At 68.8% G+C, this 17,401-nt stretch carries 20 protein-coding genes; 8 read left to right on the top strand and 12 right to left on the bottom strand.

The genetic code is table 11. The annotated features are described in order from the left end of the window. Positions 1-318 precede the first annotated feature (318 nt). The 5 genes from ACAM52_RS27780 (at position 319) to rtcA (ending at position 4,811) form a co-directional block, all read left to right on the top strand. Positions 319-1,470, top strand: coding sequence for a slipin family protein (locus ACAM52_RS27780; protein WP_095950994.1), 1,152 nt, complete (start codon positions 319-321; stop codon positions 1,468-1,470). A 298-nt stretch (positions 1,471-1,768) separates the two neighbouring features. After that, positions 1,769-2,989 carry an RtcB family protein gene (locus ACAM52_RS27775; protein WP_062479869.1) on the top strand — a complete coding sequence of 407 codons (1,221 nt, stop codon included), beginning with the start codon at positions 1,769-1,771 and terminating at the stop codon, positions 2,987-2,989. Positions 2,990-2,991: 2 nt separating this feature from the next. After that, positions 2,992-3,279, top strand: coding sequence for a hypothetical protein (locus tag ACAM52_RS27770; protein ID WP_139140277.1), 288 nt, complete (start codon positions 2,992-2,994; stop codon positions 3,277-3,279). A gap of 59 nt (positions 3,280-3,338) precedes the next feature. Further along, positions 3,339-3,692 carry a zinc-ribbon domain-containing protein gene (locus ACAM52_RS27765; protein WP_159272966.1) on the top strand — a complete coding sequence of 118 codons (354 nt, stop codon included), beginning with the start codon at positions 3,339-3,341 and terminating at the stop codon, positions 3,690-3,692. A gap of 18 nt (positions 3,693-3,710) precedes the next feature. Next, positions 3,711-4,811 (top strand): RNA 3'-terminal phosphate cyclase, encoded by a 1,101-nt coding sequence (gene rtcA / locus ACAM52_RS27760; RefSeq protein ID WP_369645123.1) that lies wholly within the window; start codon positions 3,711-3,713, stop codon positions 4,809-4,811. Here rtcA and ACAM52_RS27755 read toward each other — a convergent pair whose 3' ends face one another. Next, the gene (locus ACAM52_RS27755; RefSeq protein WP_307637548.1) at positions 4,812-5,171 is read right to left on the bottom strand and encodes an alpha/beta hydrolase; all 360 of its coding nucleotides are present in this window, start codon (positions 5,169-5,171) and stop codon (positions 4,812-4,814) included. It abuts the gene before it with no gap. A 117-nt stretch (positions 5,172-5,288) separates the two neighbouring features. Then, on the bottom strand, positions 5,289-6,947 hold the full coding sequence (locus ACAM52_RS27750; protein ID WP_369645122.1) for an adenylate/guanylate cyclase domain-containing protein: 1,659 nt from the start codon (positions 6,945-6,947) through the stop codon (positions 5,289-5,291). A 55-nt stretch (positions 6,948-7,002) separates the two neighbouring features. On the opposite strand from ACAM52_RS27750, the gene ACAM52_RS27745 reads away from it, so the two are divergent. Beyond that, complete coding sequence (locus ACAM52_RS27745; protein ID WP_369645121.1) at positions 7,003-7,716, top strand: Crp/Fnr family transcriptional regulator; 714 nt, start codon at positions 7,003-7,005, stop codon at positions 7,714-7,716. 20 nt (positions 7,717-7,736) lie between these two features. On the opposite strand, the gene ACAM52_RS27740 is transcribed toward ACAM52_RS27745, so the two are convergent. The 4 genes from ACAM52_RS27740 to ACAM52_RS27725 form a co-directional block, all read right to left on the bottom strand. After that, positions 7,737-8,210 (bottom strand): DoxX family protein, encoded by a 474-nt coding sequence (locus ACAM52_RS27740; protein WP_369645120.1) that lies wholly within the window; start codon positions 8,208-8,210, stop codon positions 7,737-7,739. 139 nt (positions 8,211-8,349) lie between these two features. Beyond that, the gene (locus ACAM52_RS27735) at positions 8,350-9,354 is read right to left on the bottom strand and encodes a tripartite tricarboxylate transporter substrate-binding protein (protein ID WP_159275413.1); all 1,005 of its coding nucleotides are present in this window, start codon (positions 9,352-9,354) and stop codon (positions 8,350-8,352) included. A gap of 49 nt (positions 9,355-9,403) precedes the next feature. After that, positions 9,404-10,813 (bottom strand): amidase family protein, encoded by a 1,410-nt coding sequence (locus tag ACAM52_RS27730; RefSeq protein WP_369645119.1) that lies wholly within the window; start codon positions 10,811-10,813, stop codon positions 9,404-9,406. A 122-nt stretch (positions 10,814-10,935) separates the two neighbouring features. After that, positions 10,936-11,718 carry a FadR/GntR family transcriptional regulator gene (locus ACAM52_RS27725; protein ID WP_070061946.1) on the bottom strand — a complete coding sequence of 261 codons (783 nt, stop codon included), beginning with the start codon at positions 11,716-11,718 and terminating at the stop codon, positions 10,936-10,938. A 175-nt stretch (positions 11,719-11,893) separates the two neighbouring features. Between ACAM52_RS27725 and ACAM52_RS27720 the strand changes: the two genes are divergently transcribed. After that, positions 11,894-12,652, top strand: coding sequence for a sulfite exporter TauE/SafE family protein (locus tag ACAM52_RS27720; protein WP_070061947.1), 759 nt, complete (start codon positions 11,894-11,896; stop codon positions 12,650-12,652). Positions 12,653-12,659: 7 nt separating this feature from the next. Here the strand turns inward: ACAM52_RS27720 and ACAM52_RS27715 are convergent, their stop codons facing one another. The 5 genes from ACAM52_RS27715 to ACAM52_RS27695 form a co-directional block, all read right to left on the bottom strand. Further along, positions 12,660-13,022: a DUF1428 domain-containing protein gene (locus ACAM52_RS27715; RefSeq protein WP_062479540.1), complete on the bottom strand. Its 363-nt coding sequence runs from the start codon at positions 13,020-13,022 to the stop codon at positions 12,660-12,662. A 70-nt stretch (positions 13,023-13,092) separates the two neighbouring features. Then, positions 13,093-14,568 (bottom strand): DHA2 family efflux MFS transporter permease subunit, encoded by a 1,476-nt coding sequence (locus tag ACAM52_RS27710; RefSeq protein ID WP_095746709.1) that lies wholly within the window; start codon positions 14,566-14,568, stop codon positions 13,093-13,095. 53 nt (positions 14,569-14,621) lie between these two features. Further along, positions 14,622-15,041 (bottom strand): VOC family protein, encoded by a 420-nt coding sequence (locus tag ACAM52_RS27705; RefSeq protein ID WP_369645118.1) that lies wholly within the window; start codon positions 15,039-15,041, stop codon positions 14,622-14,624. 47 nt (positions 15,042-15,088) lie between these two features. Beyond that, positions 15,089-15,616 (bottom strand): SRPBCC family protein, encoded by a 528-nt coding sequence (locus ACAM52_RS27700; RefSeq protein ID WP_095746707.1) that lies wholly within the window; start codon positions 15,614-15,616, stop codon positions 15,089-15,091. 46 nt (positions 15,617-15,662) lie between these two features. After that, positions 15,663-16,106: a VOC family protein gene (locus tag ACAM52_RS27695; RefSeq protein ID WP_062479529.1), complete on the bottom strand. Its 444-nt coding sequence runs from the start codon at positions 16,104-16,106 to the stop codon at positions 15,663-15,665. 121 nt (positions 16,107-16,227) lie between these two features. Here ACAM52_RS27695 and ACAM52_RS27690 point away from each other — a divergent pair, with 121 nt between their 5' ends. Next, entirely contained in the window at positions 16,228-16,881 is a 654-nt protein-coding gene (locus ACAM52_RS27690; RefSeq protein WP_095746706.1) for a TetR/AcrR family transcriptional regulator, read from the top strand. A 24-nt stretch (positions 16,882-16,905) separates the two neighbouring features. Here the strand turns inward: ACAM52_RS27690 and ACAM52_RS27685 are convergent, their stop codons facing one another. Further along, positions 16,906-17,397 carry a MarR family winged helix-turn-helix transcriptional regulator gene (locus ACAM52_RS27685; RefSeq protein WP_062479522.1) on the bottom strand — a complete coding sequence of 164 codons (492 nt, stop codon included), beginning with the start codon at positions 17,395-17,397 and terminating at the stop codon, positions 16,906-16,908. Positions 17,398-17,401 lie beyond the last annotated feature (4 nt).

Below are 17,401 nucleotides of genomic sequence, written 5' to 3'. Positions count from 1 at the left end.
CGGTGTTCGCACCGCCGCTTTGATGGGGGCGGAAGCCCCACCGCCCCGGCACACCGGAGCGAGGCGCAGGGCAGGGCCCGGCCGAGCGACACCGTGCCAGTGCAGGCGGCTTGCGCATCGCGCGTTCTGCCAGGAACCGCATGCAGCCATCGACGCAGAAGGAGGCGATGGCGCAGCCACCGCACCGACCCGTCGACCGCTGTGTTGCTGACCTCGCAAGCCACGGTGCCCGCCGCCTGCCCTTCGTGGGCCCCGATACGAAACACAGACGAACAACGAACGACAACCGCAACGAAGAAGAAGAGAGAGGAAGAAAAAATGCTGGGATTCACCCAATTCACCGTCAAGAAGAACGAACGCGTGCTGCTGCTGCGCAACGGCGATTTCGAGGGCCTGTACGCCGCCGGCAAGTACCGCGTGTTCACGGGCTTCGACACCGTGCAGCTCGAGCGCTTCTCGCTGGCCGAGCCGGCCTTCGACCACGAGCTGGCCGACTACTTCCTGGCGCGCGAGCCGCAGCTGGTGCAGCGCGAGTTCGTGCAGGTGTCGCTGGGTGAGACCGAGGTCGGCCTGCGCCATGAAGACGGCGTGCTGGTGCAGGTGCTGCCGCCCGCCACCCGCAAGCTCTACTGGCGCGGCCTGCGCGAGCAGCGCGTCGACGTGATCGACGTGGCCGCCGATGCACGCCTGCCAGCCGAGCTGCTGGCCAAGCTGCAGAGCGTGGCGCTGCGTCCGCGTGCGGTGCAGGGGCTCGAAGGCGTGCTGCTGGTGCAGGTGCCCGAGTTCCACGCCGGCGTGCTGACCCTCGAAGGCCAGATGCAGGCGCTGCTGCCGCCGGGCAACCACGGCTTCTGGCGCTTCAACCGGCAGGTGGCCGTGACCAGCGTGGACCTGCGTTCGCAGATCGCCGAAGTGAGCGGCCAGGAAATCCTGACCCGCGACAAGGTGGGGCTGCGGCTGAACCTGTCGGCGGTGTGGCGTTTCGCCGATGTGCGCCAAGCCTTGGCGCAGATGCCCAAGCCGGCCGAGCATGTGTACCGCGAGCTGCAGTTCGGCCTGCGCGCGGCGGTGGGCGAGCAGACGCTCGACGCCCTGCTGGAGAACAAGTCCGCCATCGACCAGACGGTGTTGGCGCAGGTGCGTGAGCGGCTGGAAGGTTCGGGCCTGGTGCTGGAGAGCGTGGGCGTGAAGGACATCATCCTGCCGGGCGAGATGAAGACCATCCTCGCGCAGGTGGTGGAGGCCGAGAAGTCGGCCCAGGCCAACGTGATCCGCCGCCGCGAGGAAACCGCGGCCACGCGCTCGCTGCTGAACACCGCCAAGGTGATGGAGGGCAACCCCGTCGCCTTGCGCATGAAGGAACTCGAGACGCTGGAACGCGTGGCCGAGCGCATCGACAAGATCTCGGTGGTCGGCGGCCTGGACCAGGTGCTCAACGGACTCGTGACGCTGCGGCCGAACGGGTCCTGAGCGGTAGAGAAAAGAAAGAGACACGGGCACGCAGGCACAGAAGGGAGCGCCACTGCCAAAAATGTTTGAAATTGCCGGCAGCCTGGGTAAGACCAGGTACGGCGGGCAAGTCGGTTGACGAGCAAGGTTGAGGATGCAGGTGCTGGCTCCGATGACGGGTCTGTCACTGGCGCGCGTTTCCAATCGTCGACTGGGCCATCGGACTCAAACACCATGGTCGCCGTATTGATGCGGGTTCGAATCCCGCCGTGTCCACCAACGAGTGTGAAGAATAGACAGAGATAGAGAGGAAAGAAAAATGACGAACTACAAACTGCATGAAGTCGCCAACGGCGTTCCCGTGAAGATGTGGACCAACGGCGTGCCCGTGGAAGACGAAGCGCAAAAGCAGCTCGAGAACGCCGCGCGCCTGCCCATCGTGTTCAAGCACATCGCGGCCATGCCCGACGTGCACTACGGCATCGGTGCGACCGTGGGCTCGGTGATCCCGACCTTCAAGGCCATCATCCCCGCCGCCGTCGGCGTGGACATCGGCTGCGGAATGATGGCCTGCAAGACCACGCTCAACGCACGCGACCTGCCCGACAACCTGGGCCCGCTGCGCTCGGCGATCGAGAAGGCTGTGCCGCACGGAAGCAACCCCAAGCGCATGGGCCGCGACAAGGGTTCGTGGGAAACGCCGCCCGACGAAACCGATGCCGCCTGGGCCAAGCTGGTGGACGAGTTCGAACTGATCTGCGAGGACCATCCGCGCATCAGGAACACGAACAACCACAAGCACCTGGGAACGCTGGGTACCGGCAACCACTTCATCGAGGTCTGCCTCGACGAAGCGGGCGCCGTGTGGTTCATGCTGCATTCGGGTTCGCGTGGCGTGGGCAACGCCATCGGCACGCACTTCATCGAACTCGCGAAGAAGGACGCGCAGCTGCACCAGCGCAACCTGCCTGACCAGGACCTGGCGTACTTCGAGGAAGGCGCCCAGTACTTCGGCGACTACGTGCGCGCGGTGGGCTGGGCCCAGAAGTTCGCACGGGCGAACCGCGAAGTGATGATGCAGCGCGTGGTCGCGGCCGCGCGCAAGGTCATCACCAAGCCGTTCGAGGCGCACGTGGAAGCGGTGAACTGCCACCACAACTACGTGAGCCGCGAAACGCACTTCGGGCAAGACGTGCTCGTGACCCGCAAGGGCGCGGTGAGCGCGAAGCTCGGCGAGCTGGGGATCATCCCGGGCAGCATGGGCGCCAAGAGCTACATCGTGCGCGGCAAGGGTAACCCCGAGAGCTTCATGAGCTGCAGCCACGGCGCCGGTCGAAAGATGAGCCGTACGAAAGCGAAGAAGCTCTTCACCGTCGCCGACCAGATCGCCGCGACCGAAGGCGTCGAATGCCGAAAGGACGCCGACGTGATCGACGAGATCCCGATGGCCTACAAGGACATCGACGCGGTGATGGAGGCGCAGAAGGACCTGGTTGAGGTGGTTTACACGCTCAAGCAGGTGGTCTGCGTGAAGGGTTGACCGTGGGCATCGAGTACCGCGTCAAGGTCGCATTGCCGTCGCGCGAAGTCGCGCAAGGCATCTGCAGGAAGGCAGGCATCGGCGGCCATCTGAACGTCGAGGGCGAGCGCGCGGATTTCTATCCGGCGCCGCCTTCGACGCCTTCGGAATGGGCACAGGCCGTGGTCAGCATCGAGGCGGATGGCTTTGTGGTCTGCCTGCTTGCGAACACCGACTTTGCGCGACAGGTGTTGGGCAGCATCGTTCAACTTGCTGCGGGCGAAGGTATCGTGACAGTGGAAGAGCTATAGGAGGGAATCGGAAGACCGACCTGCCTTCGTAGCGACGTATTGCGGAGGTTCAAAGAAAAATGAAAAGCAACAAACAACGCCGCGCCGAGATCAAGGCGCACCGCCTCGAACGCGCCGCGCGCGCCGTGGCATTGCAGCAGCGCCAGGCCGATGCACGCCTGCTGCGCGCCGAAGGCATGGTCGCTGCCGACACGGCCTTGCTGGCCGCGCACAACAACACCTACGGACCGTTGCCCACCTTCTACGTCGACAAGGCGTTCACCTGCCGCGATTGCGGTGCGCAAGAGGTGTGGACAGCCAAGCAGCAGAAGTGGTGGTACGAGGTGGCGCTCGGCAGCATCCACAGCACGGCGGTGCGCTGTCGCGCATGCCGGCTCGGAACCGCGCGAACAAGAACAACGACAAACGACTGAATAAGAAAGACTTTCCCGATGACGGAAGCACAAGAAGAACAACGAGCACTCGATGCCGTCGAACTCGACGGCTCCCAAGGCGAAGGCGGTGGCCAGATTCTGCGCACCGGCCTCGCGCTGTCGATGGTCACGGGCCGGCCGCTGGCCATCGCGAAGATCCGCGCGGGCCGGGCCAAGCCGGGCCTGATGCGCCAGCACCTGGCGTGCGTGCATGCGGCGGCGCAGATCAGCGGCGCGCAGGTCGAAGGCGCCGAGCTGGCTTCGCAGTCGCTGCGCTTCGTGCCGGGGCCGGTGCGCGCGGGCGACTACCGTTTTGCGATCGCCGGTGCGGGCAGCTGCATGCTGGTGCTGCAGACGGTGCTGCCGCCGCTGCTGCTGCAACCCGCGGGCCAGGTGAGCCGGCTGCGGCTGAGCGGTGGCACGCACAACCCGATGGCGCCGCCGTTCCACTTCCTGGAGCGCGCGTTCGCGCCGCTGGTGCGTCGCCTCGGCGGCGACCTGCAGCTCGTGCTGCGCCGTTGCGGCTTCTACCCGGCCGGTGGCGGCGAGGTGGACGCGACGATCGTTCCGGCGGCGGAAGGCGCGCGGCTGCAGGCCTTCGACCTGCTGTCGCGTGGTGAGCTGCGCGCGGGCCATGCCGAGTGCCTGGCGCCCGGCCTGCCGCGCCATGTGGCGGCGCGCGAACTCGAGACGGTGGGGGCGGCGATGGGCTGGTCGGTGGAAGCCGAGCAGCTGCGCACGGTGCCGACGCGCCAGAACGAAGGACCGGGCAATGCGCTGCTGGTGACGCTGGCCTACGCCCACCTCACCGAGGTGTTCACGGCCTTCGGCGAGAAGACGCTGAGCGCGGAACAGGTGGCGCACGGCCTCGTGAAGGAGGTGCGTGCCTTCCAGAAGCACGAGGACGCAGCCGTGGGGCCGCACCTGGCCGATCAGCTCGCGCTGCTGCTGGCGCTGGCGGTGTTCCGGCAACCGGGGCAGTCGGGCGCGTTCACCTGCAGCGAAGTGACGCCGCACACGCGCACGAACTGCGCGGTGATCGAGCGCTTCCTGCCGGTGCGCTTCACGATCACCGAAGCTGCAGGCCCGCGCGCGGCGCGGGTGCAGGTGGCGTCGTGATTACAGGCCGGCCTGGCGCGTGAAGCTCACGGCCGGCTTCTTGTAGGCAGCGGGCACTTCGTCGCGGTAGAAGGCGCGGCGGTCCAGGCTTTGCAGCGGGTTGTGGGCAGCGGCCACGGCCTGGTCGCGCACGGCCTGGCGGTCGAGCGTGGAGGTCACGGCGACGGTGCCTTCGGCGGCAGCGTCGGAGTATTCGTTGCCGTTGCGCGCGGCGGCGACGGCTTCGGTGCGCACGTCGGCACGGCTGGCGGCCGAGGTGATGGCGTGCACGCCTTCATACGTTTCGGCGTGGGCCGCACCCACGGTGCCCAGCAGGGCGAAAGCGGCGGCGGAAATGGCGAGGAGTTGCTTGCTGTTCATGATGAGATTTCCCTTGAGTCTGTGGGCGGCGGACAGTCGTCGTTGCCACAAGCTGCAGTGTGAAACCGCATCACGGAAGGCGCTGTGCGTTTGCGCACCGAATCCGGCAGGTGGTGCTCAGGCCGCTTTCCCGGCGCGTGAATACATCACGGCCAGTGGTTCGGAGCGCCCGCGCACGTTCAGCGTGTCGACCGGGCCCAGCGTTGCTTCGGCGCCGGCCTGTTGCGCCGCGAACTGCGAGACCACGAGCCGCGCCGAGGCCGTCTTGGAATGGTCCTGCAGCCGGCTCGCGGTGTTGACCACTTCGCCGATGGCGGTGAAGGTGGTGGTCTCGAGGTAACCGACTTCGCCGACGGCCGCGCGCCCGGCGTGCAGGCCCATGCCGAAGTCCAGCTGCTGGCCGAACTGGGCCTGGAAGTCGACGTTCCATGCGTCCATGCGCTCGCCGATGAGCTGGGTGGCATGCAGCGCCTGCCGGCAGGCGGTGGGCAGGTCGCTCTCGAGGCCGAAGATGGCCATCACGCTGTCGCCGATGAACTGGTTAGGCACGCCCCCGCTCTCGCGCACGGCGGCGCCCACGATGGCGAAGTAGCGGTCGAGCACGTAGGCCAGGTCGAAGGGCCACTGTCGCTCCGACAGGCCTGACCAGCGCCGCAGGTCGACGAACAGGATCGCCACGTCGCGCTCGTGCCCGAAGCGGCCGACCGGCGCGGGCCGGCCTTCGCGCGGCAGCGGCGCGAACAGCGGCGTCACCTCGATGCTGCCGCGCGGGCGCAGCTGGCAGGCCAGCCGCACGTCGTGCGGGGCGCGCACGCGTTCGAGCGTGCGCTGCTCGTCGCGGCCGGGCGTGCCGATGTGTTCGGGCGCACCGCCCACGCGCACGCGGCAGGTGGAGCAGCGCGCGCGCCCGCCGCAGATCGACACGTGCGCGATGCCGTGCGAGCGGCTGGCTTCGAGCACGCTCCAGCCGGGCGGCACGTGCACGGTGCGGTCGGGGTAGCGCAGCGCGACGGTGGCGCCGCTTGCGCGTCGCGCGAGTCTGCTGCGCGCCGCGTAGGCCGCGAGCAGGGCCAGCAAGGCCAGCGCGTAGTAGAGCTTGAGGTTGGTCTCGGCGGTGTTGAGCGCGCGGCCCTGTTCGGGCGTCGGCAGCACGACGGGCGGCACGCCGGTCCACTGGAACTCGCGCCCCATTGACACGAAACCCATCGCGGCGGTCACTGGCAGCAGCACGGCCACGGCGAGCAGCGGCGCGAACAGGCGCCGGTAGAGCGGGCGCACGCGCAGCGCGAAGTGCAGGCCGAGGCAGCCGTGGGCCCAGGCGGCGAGCATCATGCCCAGCTGCGCGCCCGCGCCGGCCAGGTCCCACAGGCCCCAGACCACGCGCACGTACGAGCCCTCGATGCCGTAGGCCAGCCAGGCGCCGCGCATGGCGGTGAGGTGGGTGGCCAGCAGCAGCGGCAGCGCAAAGCCCAGCAGCACGCGCAAGGCTTCGAGCGGCGGCATGCGCAGGGTGCGGCGTTCCCACAGGGCGGCCACGGCGAGCACGAGGTGGGTGAGGGCGGCGCCGTACAGCAGCAGCGTGCCGGGCAGGCTGTGCCAGAACTTCTGCACGCCGCGCAGCACGGTCTCGGCCGCGGCGAAGGAGACGATGCCCAGCGAATGGTTCAGCAGGTGCGCCGTGATGTAGGCCATCAGCACCAGCCCGCTCGCCCAGCGGAGGTTGCGCCGTGTCGGCGTTCTCAGCAAAAAAGGGGAAGGAGGGGAACGTCTGTCCATGAACGGGTTCGAAGCGGCACCCGAGCATAATGCGCGCGCCTCGATGACCACCGGCATGGCCCTACCCGAACCCACCCCCCGCTCCAGCCTCGCGCTGCGCCGCATCGCGCTGCTCGAAGGCCTCTCCGACGACCGCTTCGACCATCTGGCGCGCCAGTGCCTGTGGCACAGCGTGGCGGCCGGCAAGCCGCTGATGCTGCGCGCCGACCTGCAGGGCGAGGTGTTCCTGCTGGTGTCGGGCCGCGTGCGCGTGACGACCTACGCGGCCAACGGCCGGCAGGTGACCTTCCGTGATTCGGAGGCCGGTGCGCATTTCGGCGACATCGCCGCTTTGGACGGCGGGCCGCGTTCGGCCGACGTGGTCACGCTCGAACCCTGCGTGGTCGCCAGCCTGGACCGCGCGGCCTTCCTGGCGCTGCTGCGCGAGGAGCCGCTGGTGGCCGAGCGCGTGATGCAGCGGCTGGCCGCGCTGGTGCGGCAGCTGTCGGAGCGGGTGATCGACCTGAGCACGCTGGGCGTGCAGAACCGCCTGCATGCCGAGCTGCTGCGCCTGGCGCGCGAGGCGGGCATCGACGGCAACGAGGCCCGGCTGGAGCCTGCGCCCAAGCACGCGGCGCTGGCCAGCCAGATCAGCACCAACCGCGAGCAGGTGACCCGCGAACTCAACACGCTGGTGCGCGGCGGCGTGCTGCGCAAGGACGGCAAGGCGCTGGTGGTGGCCGATGCCGAGCGCCTCGCGCAGATGGTGTCGCAGGTGCGCGGCGACTGACCCAGTCCGCTCCGGTCCGATCAGTTCCAGCGGCCGTTGGGGCCAGCCACGCTGTAGCGGCCGGCGCCCATCAGCGCCACGCTCAGCGCGCTGAACAGGTACAGGCCCTGCAGTTCCAGCGCCCAGCCGCCCTGCTTGGTCAGCGCGAACAGGTCGGCCATGTGCACGAGGCCGAAGGCGAAGAGCATGTTGATCACCACCACGGCGGCGGCGGCGCGCGTCCACAGGCCCGCGATCATCAAGAGCGGCGCGACGATCTCGCCCACGAACACGAGGTAGGCCAGCCCGCCCGGCAGGCCGGCCTTGGCCAGCATGCCGCTGATGAAGCCGACGCCGGCCGAGAGCTTGAAGATGCCGTGCAGCAGCATCAGCACGCCGACCGACACGCGCAGCACCAGCTTGCCGGCGTCGTCGCGGGCGGCGGGCGTGGCAAGGAACGACGAGGAGGAAGACGCCGAAGCGGCGGAGGCGATCGGGGCAGCCTGGGTGTTCATGGCGAATCCTTGAGTGGAAGAAAAAAGGGAGAAGGCCGCCGCGGACTGCGGCGGTTGCCATGCCAGTGTGAGAGCCCCGCCGCTGCCGGTCGGTGCGTTTACGCACACTTTTCGGCGGTTGGGTCGCGGCCGCCGGGCCTCAGTCGCCCTTGTAGCCCGAGGCCTTGATCACCGGCAGCCAGCGTGCGGCCAGCGCGTCGGTGTAGCGCACCACCTCTTCGGTCGAGGCGCCGGGCAGCAGGTCGTAGCCCACGCGGCCCAGCTTTTCGCGCACGTCGGGCAGGGCCAGCACCTTGCGCACGGCCCGGTTCCACTGCGCCAGCGTGGCAGGCGCGGTGTTGGCGTGGGCGTACAGCACGTAGCGCGACGAGGCCACGAGCGTTGGGTAGCCCGACTCGGCGAAGGTAGGCACGTCGGGCAGGCCGTCGGCGCGCTTGTCGCCGGCCACGGCCAGCACGCGCAGCTTGCCCGCGCGGTGGTACTCGGTGAGGGTGGTGGTGGCGTCCATGCCCGAGGCCACCTGGCCGCCGATCAGCTCGGTGACCATGGCCGCGCCGCCGCGGTAGGGCACCAGGGTGGCGCCGCTGCGCGACAGGGCCACGAAGTCCATCGCCAGGAAGTGCAGCAGCGAGCCCACGGTGGTGATGCCGATCGAGCCCTGGTCGGGGTTGGCCTTGGCGGCCTGGACGAACTGGGCCAGCGTCTTCACCGGCGAGGCGGCGCTCACGGCCAGGCCGAACTGGATGCCGCTCACGTCGGTCACGGGCTTGAAGTCGGTGGCCGGGTTGAAGCGCATGTTGGCGTAGATGGCGGGGCCAATGAACATCGGGTCGACCGGCGCCAGCAGCATGGTGGTGCCGTCGGCGGGGCTGTTCTTCAGCACCTCGGCTGCCAGCCGCGTGCCGGCGCCGGGGCGGTTGTCGACCATCACCGGGCGGCCGAGCTCGTCCTTGAGCTTTTCGGACAGCAGCCGGCCCATGAAGTCGGCCGGGCCGCCGGCCGGGAAGGGCACGATCAGGCGGTTGACCGCCGGCTGCGCGTTCGCGCCGTACGGCAGCAGGCCGCCCAGGCCCGTGGCCGCTGCCGCGCGGATGAGGCCGCGCCGCGAGAGTGCCGGGCCGGTGGGGAAAGTGAAGGGGGTCATCGAAAGTCTCCGGGTAGTTGGAATCGTTGGAAGAGCGGGAAAAGAAAGGTCACTGCGCGACCAGCGGCGTGAAGCGCGCCGCGTCTTCGAGCACCTGGCCGGCCTCCAGCAGCAGGTCTTCACGAAAGCGCCAGGCCAGCAGCTGCACGCCCATGGGCGCGCCGCCGGCCATGCCGGTGGGCACCGCGAGGCCGGGCATGCCCAGCGCGGCGGTGGCGAGCAGCGGGCTCTGGGCGTCGATGAGGGCGCGGGCGCGCTCCAGGCTGGCGACGTCTTCGTCCTGCGGGCAGGGGCGCTGCCACGACACGGGCATCAGCACCAGCGGATGGGTCTGCATGAACACCGACCAGCTGCGCAGCAGCGCCTGGCGCCGCGCGAGCGCGTCCAGAAAACCGTCGCGGTCGGTCTCGGCCATGCCTTCGAGCAGGTAGCGCTGGCTGCGCCGCATGAGGTCGTCGCCGTGCTGCTCGACGCCCGCGATGATGTTGCGGCGGGTGTCGTCCACGATCAGCGTGCGCCACAGGGCCGCAGCCTCGCCGAAGCAGGGCAGCTCGGCTTCGTCGACCGCGTAGCCCGCCTGCTGCAGCCAGCGCGCGGCGTCGTCCAGCGCCTGCGTGACGGCCGGGTCGACCGGGATGCCCGGCGCGCGCTTGAACAGCGCCACGCGGATCGGGCCGGTGGGGCGCGGCAGCTCGTGCGGCACCGGTACCCAGTTCGGGTCGCGCGCGTCGGGGCGTGCCATGGCCTCGTAGCCCAGTCGCAGGTCGGCGATGCTGCGCGCCAGCGGCCCCTGCACCGACATGAGCTGCGGCGTGATGCCGCGCTCGCTCGTGGCGCTCGGGTTGAAGGCCGGCACGCGGCCGGCGGTGGGGCGCAGGCCGGCCACGCCGCAGGCGTACGCGGGGTAGCGGATCGAGCCGCCGATGTCGTTGCCGTGCGCCAGCGCGCCCATGCCGGCGGCCACCGCCGCGGCCGCGCCGCCGCTGGAGCCGCCGGGGGTGATGGCCGCGTCCCACGGGTTCAGCGTGCGGCCGTGCACGCCGTTGTCGGTGAACCAGCGCGACGAGTAGGTCGCGGTGTTGCTGCGCCCCACGATGACGGCGCCCGCGCTGCGCCAGTGCGCCACCACCGGTGCGTCTTCGCGGGCGATGTGGTCCTTCAGCGGGATCACGCCGTTGGTGGTGGCGTGGCCGGCCTGGTCGACGTTGACCTTGATGCTCACCGGCACGCCGTGCAGCGGGCCGAGCGGCTCGCCGCGCAGGGTGCGCGCGTCGGCGGCGTCGGCGCTGGCCAGGGCCTCGTCGGCCAGCACCTCGGCCAGGGCATTGAGGCGCGGGTTGAGCTCGGCGATGCGCGCGAGCACGCTGGTCGTCACTTCGTGGCAGGACACCTCGCGGCGGCGCACGGCGTCGGCGAGGTCGGTGGCGCTGCGCTGCCAGAGGGCGGGGGATGCGGTCATGGGAGGTCTCGAGGAAAGTTCAGGCAAAGGAAACCCCGCACCCCGGCGCGACCGGGGTGAAGGCAAGAGAGAGCAGGGGAAGAGGGCGGCGGCGACGCGGATCAGCGCGCGCCGCGCGGGCGTCAGCCGGTCGGTTTCTTCATGAGCAGGCTGCCGCGGTCGACGCGGGATTCGGCCTCCAGGGCCAGGGCTTCGGCGTGTTCCATGTGCACGCGCATGACCTCGCGCGCACGCGCGGGGTCGCGGGCACGCAGCGCGTCGAGCAGTTCGGTGTGGCTGTCGACGATCTCCTCGTCGAACTGGTCGAACTCGGTGAGCGCGTTGCGCACGATGATCACGCGGCGGATCACGTCGTTGAGCAGGCGGCACACCAGCGCCAGGAAGGGGCTGCTGCAGGCCTCGGCCAGGCGGTCATGGAACAGCAGGTCGGCCTCGCGGCGCTCGTTCCAGTCGGCGCTGCCGCCGTGGGCCGGGTGGCTGTGGCCGATCAGCGCCTCCAGCGCGGCCAGGTCGGCCTCGGTGAGGCGCGTGGCCACGTTGGCGGCCAGCTCGGGCTCGACCACGCGCCGCAGCGCGTACAGCATCGTGATGTCGACCGGCTGGAAGTACAGGAAGTTCGACACCGCCTGCAGGCACTGCTCGTACGAGGCCTGCGTGAGCGTGGCGCCGCCGTTGGGGCCGGTGCTGATCGCGACCAGCCCCTGCACCTGCAGCGCGGCCAGCGCCTCGCGCACCGTGCCGCGCGACACGCCGAGCTGTTCGATCAGCTCTTTCTCCTGCGGCAGCTTGTTGCCGACCTGCTGCTGGGTCTGCACGACCCAGCGCTTGATGTTGTCGACCACCTGGTCGGAACGCTTCACGCGCTTGTCGCGCGTGAGCGAAGGCTTGGGTTGGGAAGGGGGCATCTGCGTTTCGGGTATTTATGATCATAAATGTCATAAATCTCGAAAACGCTGTCAAGCGGGTTGTCCCGCGAGGCGCAGCGCAGGGAGGCCGTCGGCAGGAATTCGGGCTTCCTGCTACGCTCCCGCACGGCCCGCCTGCCCCTGGCGGGCTTTTTTCTGCGCTGCTGGTTTCCTCATGGTTTTTCCCCTCATCACCGACCCGTCGTTCTACGCGGTCGCCGTCCCCGCCGTGCTGCTGCTCGGCATCAGCAAGAGCGGCTTCGGCGCCGGATTCGGGTCGCTGGCCGTGCCGATGATGGCGCTGGCCGTCACCGTGCCGCAGGCGGCGGCGATCCTGATGCCCCTGCTGCTGCTCATGGACCTGCTCGGCCTGGCCGCTTTCAGGCGCGACTTCGACCGCTCGCTGCTCAAGTTTTTGATTCCGTTCGGGCTGGTCGGCACGGTGATCGGCACGCTGCTGTTTCGCGTGCTGTCGGCCCACACGGTGGCGGGCATCGTGGGCGTGTTCACGCTGGTGTTCCTGGCGCAGCGCCTGCTGTTTCCGCCCAAGCCCAACGACCCGCTGCCGTCGCGCGCGGTGGGCGCGGTGCTGACGGCCGTGTCGGGCTTCACCAGCTTCATCGCGCATGCGGGCGGGCCGCCGATCAATGCCTACGTAATCCCGCTGAAGCTCAAGCCGGTGGTGTTCACGGCGACCATGGCCTACTTCTTCTTCGTGGTGAATCTCAGCAAGTGGATTCCCTACGCGTGGCTCGGCCTGCTCGACTTTCGCACGCTGGCCACCTCGCTCGTGCTGATGCCGATCGCACCGCTGGGCGTGTGGATCGGCATCCGCATTGCACGCCGCATCGATGCGACGTGGTTCTATCGCTTCGTCTATCTGGGCATGCTGCTCACGGGCCTCAAGCTCGTCTACGACGGCTTCCTGGCCTGAGAAAGCATCAAAGTTCCACGATCGACTTGAAGCCGCCGAAGATCATCCGCTTGCCGTCGAACGGCAGGTTCTTCATGTCCATCATGGCCTCCAGGCGCGGGTCGGCCATGACCTTCTTGTTGATCGTGTCACGGTGCTTGCGCGACTTGTAGGTGATCCACGAGAAGGCCACGGTCTCGTCGGCCTTGAGCTTCACGCTTTGGGGGAACGACGTGAGCTTGCCGGGCTTCACGTCGTCGGCGATGCACTCCACGTACTCGAGCGCGCCGTACTCCATCCAGACCTTGCCGGCCTTGCGCGCCAGCTTGCGGTAGGCCTCGACGTTCTTGGTGGGAATGGCGACGATGAATCCGTCTACATAACGAGCCATGTCTGTTCTCCTGAATAGGGGATAGAAACGTTGAAAGAGAAAAAGCGGGGGCTGCATGGCGCCGTCGCGTTCACGACGACGCCGTCTCGCCCGCCGCGCCCGGGGCCGACGCTGCTTCGTTGTTGTTGTGGGTGTGTCCCGGCGCGGCCGGGCGAAGCAGCAAGACCCCGATCAGACCCGCCGCCGCCGCGAACACGGCGCCGACCAGGAATGCCAGGTTGTAGCCACCGGTGAGCGCCAGCGGCGTCTGCGCGCCGGCGGTGGCCATGGCGGTGGTGCGTGCCGCCGCGGCGCTGGCCAGCACGGCCAGGCCCAGGGCGCCGCCCATCATGAAGGCGGTGTTGACCACGCCCGAAGCCAGGCCCGAATCGGACGGGTCGACCTCGCTCATGGCCGCCAGCAGCACCGGGTTGAAGGCCATGCCCGCGCCCAGGCCCAGCAGCACCATGCCGGGCAGCACGTCGAGCACGAAGCTGCCGTTGACCGGCGCGCGCGCGAACAGCGCTAGCCCGAGGGCCGCGAGCCACAGCCCCGCCGCCAGCGGCTTGCGGATGCCGAAGCGCATCACGATCTTGGCCGAGAGGCCCAGCGAGAACACCGCCATGATCACGTTGGCCGGCAGGAAGGCCAACCCGATCTGCATCGGCGTGTACTGCAGCACCAGCTGCATGTACAGCGCCGAGATGAAGAACCACGCGAACATGGCCGCGGCCCACAGCACGCCCACCACGTTGGCCACCGACACGCTGCGCAGCTTGAACAGGCCCAGCGGCATCAGCGGATGCTGCACGCGCGCCTCGATGGCGATGAAGGCGGCCAGCAGCACCACGGCCGCGCCGAGCAGGCCCATCGTCTGCGTGGAGCCCCAGCCCGCCTCGTTGCCGTTGACCACGCCGTACACCGCGAGCATCAGCGACGAGGTGACGGTGATGGCGCCGGCCACGTCGAGCTTCTCCCCGTGCGCATGGCCGCGTGCGTTGGGCAGCAGCGCCACGCACAGCGCATACACCGCCACGCCGATCGGCAGGTTGACCAGGAAGATCCAGTGCCAGCTCAGCGTGCTCGTGAGCAGGCCGCCCAGCAGCACGCCGATGCTGCCGCCGCCCGCGCACACGAAGCCGTATACGCCCATCGCCTTGGCGCGGTCGGCCGGCTCGGTGAACAGGTTCATGATGAGCGAGAGCGACACGGCCGACACCACCGCGCCGCCCAGGCCCTGCACCGCGCGCGCCGCCACCAGCAGGCCCTGCGAGGTCGAGACCCCGCAGGCCAGCGAGGCCAGCGTGAACAGCACCAGGCCCGCGAGGAACACGCGGCGGTGGCCGTACAGGTCCCCCAGCCGCCCGCCCAGCAGCAGGAAGCCGCCGAAGGTCAGCATGTAGGCGTTCACTACCCAGACCAAAGACGTCTCGGAAAAGCCGAGGTCGGTGCGGATCGAAGGCAACGCCACGTTCACGATCGTGGTGTCCAGCACGATCATCAGCACGCCCAGGCACAGCACCATCAGGGCGAGCCAGCGCTTTCGGTTGTCGAGGGTTTCGGTCATGGAAGGTGCTTCCTGCGAAGAGGGGAAAAAAGTAGAGGGGAGCGACTCCGTGCTCAGACCAGCGCTTTGCCGCCGTTGATGAGCCACGGCGTGCCGAAGCGGTCGGTCACCATGCCGAAGCCTTCGACCCAGAAGGTCTTCTCGAACGGCATGCCGACCGTGCCGCCGTCGGCGAAGGCGTCGAAGATGCTCCGCGCCTCGGCCACGGTGTCGAGCGTGAGCGCCACGCCGAAGCCCTTCATGCCTTCGAAGGGCTGGCCCGGCATGGTGTCGGAGGCCATGAGGATGCCGTCGCCGTAAGTGAGCGACGCATGCATGATCCGCTTCTTGGCCTCGGCCGGCATCTGGTCGGTGTCGGGGGCTTCGCCGACGGTCATCATCATCTGCATGGTGCCGCGCAGCGTCTTCTCGTAAAAGCGCATGGCCTCGGCGGCGTTGCCGTCGAACGTGAGGTAAGCGTTGATGGGGGACATGAGAGTTCCTTGAGTGATGGAGGTGAGTCGATGGAGGAAAGAGGCGTCTACTTCTCCGTGGCGCTCTTCAGATTGGCCAGGCCCGCCTCGAAGTCCTTGCCGATCATCTGGTCCATGTCGAAGAAGATGCCCATGAGCTTGGCCATGTAGGGGCTCGGGCCGTACATGGCCCAGGTGACCTGTGTGGCGCCGCCTTGCGGCTGCAGCGTGAACTCGGCCGTGTTGTGGCCTTCGAAAGGCTTCACGAAATCGAGCTTGATCGCAACCTTCGACGCCGGCTGCGACTCGGTGATTTCCATCGTGCCCGCGCCCGCCTTGCTGTTGCCTTCCCAGGCGTAGGTCGCGCCCTTGCCGCTGGCGGCGCCGCCGTAGGTGCGCTTCATGGCCGGGTCGAGCTTCTCGTAGGGCGACCACGCGCCCCAGCGGTGGAAGTCGTCGATCAGCGGAAAGATTTTCTCGGCAGGTGCGTCGATGCGCGTGGTGCGCTCGACGCGAAAGCTGTCGGGCCGCGTGGCGCCGTAGATGAGCAGCGCGGCAATCAGCGCGAGGACGGCGAGGACGATGGTCTTGAGCATGATGAAGAAAAGCGTGTGGGAAGGGTGAAGAGCGAGCCCCCGCGCATCACGCGGCGGCCGGGTCCGCCACCAGCAGCCAGCCCACGCCGAAGCGGTCGCTGAGCATGCCGAAGCTGGTGGTGAAGAAGGTCGGGATCAGCGGTTGCATCACCTGGCCGCCGTCGGCCAGTGCGTCGAACCACTTGCGGGCGTCGGCGTCGCTGTCGGCCGACAGCGACAGCATGATTCCCTTGAACTCGGCCTGGCCGGAGCAGCGTCCGTCGGACAGCATGAGCTCGGTCTGGCCGATGCGCAAGACCGAATGCATCACTTTGTCAGGGCCGGGCATGCCGCCTGCGCAGCCGGCTTCGGGGTTGCCCTCGGGGCCGCCGGTGGCCGGCGCCTCGCTGTAGCGCATCAGCTGCACGACTTCGGCGCCGAGCGCCTTCTTGTAGAAGGCAATCGCTTCGTCGCAACGACCTTCGAAGGACAGGTAAGACTGGACTTTCATGGCGTTTCCTTTCGGTTGGTTGACGGGCACAACGGGTCTGCGCGAAAACAATGGAATTACCTTGTGTACACCGTCCACAAAGAATAGCAGAGATAATGGACAGTGTCCACATGGAGTCGCGATGAAGCTCAACAACGTTCCCGAAAGCCTGCCGCCCGCGCGCACCACCTACCGCCACGGCGACCTGCGCCGTGCGCTGTTGGATGCCGGCATCGAACTGGCGCGGGATGGGGGCCCCAGTGCCGTGGTGCTGCGCGAGGCCACGCGCCGCGTGGGCGTGGTGCCGAACGCGGCGTATCGCCACTTCGCCAGCCGGCACGACCTGCTGCTGGCGGTGCGTGCCGCGGCGCTGTCGGAGGCGGCCAAGGCGATGGAAAGCGAACTCGCCGTGCTGCCCTGCGACCAGCCGCCCGCCGACTTCGCGCGCGCCCAGGTGCGCGCCATCGGCACCGCTTATCTGCGCTTTGCGCAGGCGCAGCCGGGGCTGTTTCGCACGGCCTTCGTGGTGTCGGAAGACGCGCAGGGCGACGTCGGTCCCGACGGCGCGGGCGCCAGCGGCATGAACCCGTTCGAGTTGCTGGGCGCGGCCGTCGACCGGCTCGTGGACGCGGGCCTGCTCGACCCGGCGCGGCGCCCGGGCGCCGAATACCTCGCGTGGTCGGCGGTGCACGGGCTGGCGTTGCTCATCATCGACGGCCCGCTGCGCGGGGTCGACGCAACGGCCACGCATGCGCTTGGGCAGCGCCTCATCGACATGGTGGAACGCGGCCTGTAGCCGCAGCGTCGCCGCGCTCCGGTCTCAGAGATAGATCTTCTGCAGCAGTTTGATGAGCGTCTCGCGCTCGCGCGTGCTCAGGCGGCTGCTGGCTTCGGTTTCCAGTTGCACCACGGCCTGCTCGGCCTCGCGGATCAGCGTCTCGCCGGCCGGCGTGAGGTGCAGGCCGACGGCGCGGCCGTCGTGCGGATGCGGGCGGCGCTCGATGAGGCCGCGGCCGTCCAGCGTGGCCACCAGGCTCACGAGGTTGGGCGGCAGGATGTCCAGCGTGTTGCACAGCTGCCGCGAGGTGGCGCCCGGGTTGTGCGCCAGCAGCGAGAGCACCGAGAAGTCGATCTGCTTGAGGCCGTAGGGCGCCATGCGGTCGGCGAACACGGTGCTCACGATCAGCCAGGCGCGCCGGGCGTTGTAGCCGACCAGCCCTTCGAGCACGCGGGCGTCGAGCCGGTCCGTGCGGGGCGACGGCGCAGCGGCGGATTCGGTTTTGGCGGACGGTGTTTTCGCGGGAGGAGGCATGCGG

Origin of the sequence: Variovorax sp. V118 (assembly GCF_041154445.1) — a bacterium.
Taxonomy (GTDB): Bacteria; Pseudomonadota; Gammaproteobacteria; order Burkholderiales; family Burkholderiaceae_C; genus Variovorax; species Variovorax boronicumulans.
The sequence above is the reverse complement of the archived record's forward strand: the minus strand, read 5'-3'. Positions and strand labels throughout refer to the sequence as shown.

What these genes read in the sequence shown, in the direction of transcription:
- ACAM52_RS27780 (WP_095950994.1), top strand. Translation starts at nt 319, where the DNA reads ATGCTGGGATTCACCCAATTCACCGTCAAGAAGAACGAACGCGTGCTG.
- ACAM52_RS27775 (WP_062479869.1), top strand. Translation starts at nt 1,769, where the DNA reads ATGACGAACTACAAACTGCATGAAGTCGCCAACGGCGTTCCCGTGAAG.
- ACAM52_RS27765 (WP_159272966.1), top strand. Translation starts at nt 3,339, where the DNA reads ATGAAAAGCAACAAACAACGCCGCGCCGAGATCAAGGCGCACCGCCTC.
- rtcA (WP_369645123.1), top strand. Translation starts at nt 3,711, where the DNA reads ATGACGGAAGCACAAGAAGAACAACGAGCACTCGATGCCGTCGAACTC.
- ACAM52_RS27755 (WP_307637548.1), bottom strand. Translation starts at nt 5,171, where the DNA reads ATGAACAGCAAGCAACTCCTCGCCATTTCCGCCGCCGCTTTCGCCCTG.
- ACAM52_RS27750 (WP_369645122.1), bottom strand. Translation starts at nt 6,947, where the DNA reads ATGGACAGACGTTCCCCTCCTTCCCCTTTTTTGCTGAGAACGCCGACA.
- ACAM52_RS27745 (WP_369645121.1), top strand. Translation starts at nt 7,003, where the DNA reads ATGGCCCTACCCGAACCCACCCCCCGCTCCAGCCTCGCGCTGCGCCGC.
- ACAM52_RS27740 (WP_369645120.1), bottom strand. Translation starts at nt 8,210, where the DNA reads ATGAACACCCAGGCTGCCCCGATCGCCTCCGCCGCTTCGGCGTCTTCC.
- ACAM52_RS27735 (WP_159275413.1), bottom strand. Translation starts at nt 9,354, where the DNA reads ATGACCCCCTTCACTTTCCCCACCGGCCCGGCACTCTCGCGGCGCGGC.
- ACAM52_RS27730 (WP_369645119.1), bottom strand. Translation starts at nt 10,813, where the DNA reads ATGACCGCATCCCCCGCCCTCTGGCAGCGCAGCGCCACCGACCTCGCC.
- ACAM52_RS27725 (WP_070061946.1), bottom strand. Translation starts at nt 11,718, where the DNA reads ATGCCCCCTTCCCAACCCAAGCCTTCGCTCACGCGCGACAAGCGCGTG.
- ACAM52_RS27720 (WP_070061947.1), top strand. Translation starts at nt 11,894, where the DNA reads ATGGTTTTTCCCCTCATCACCGACCCGTCGTTCTACGCGGTCGCCGTC.
- ACAM52_RS27715 (WP_062479540.1), bottom strand. Translation starts at nt 13,022, where the DNA reads ATGGCTCGTTATGTAGACGGATTCATCGTCGCCATTCCCACCAAGAAC.
- ACAM52_RS27710 (WP_095746709.1), bottom strand. Translation starts at nt 14,568, where the DNA reads ATGACCGAAACCCTCGACAACCGAAAGCGCTGGCTCGCCCTGATGGTG.
- ACAM52_RS27705 (WP_369645118.1), bottom strand. Translation starts at nt 15,041, where the DNA reads ATGTCCCCCATCAACGCTTACCTCACGTTCGACGGCAACGCCGCCGAG.
- ACAM52_RS27700 (WP_095746707.1), bottom strand. Translation starts at nt 15,616, where the DNA reads ATGCTCAAGACCATCGTCCTCGCCGTCCTCGCGCTGATTGCCGCGCTG.
- ACAM52_RS27695 (WP_062479529.1), bottom strand. Translation starts at nt 16,106, where the DNA reads ATGAAAGTCCAGTCTTACCTGTCCTTCGAAGGTCGTTGCGACGAAGCG.
- ACAM52_RS27690 (WP_095746706.1), top strand. Translation starts at nt 16,228, where the DNA reads ATGAAGCTCAACAACGTTCCCGAAAGCCTGCCGCCCGCGCGCACCACC.
- ACAM52_RS27685 (WP_062479522.1), bottom strand. Translation starts at nt 17,397, where the DNA reads ATGCCTCCTCCCGCGAAAACACCGTCCGCCAAAACCGAATCCGCCGCT.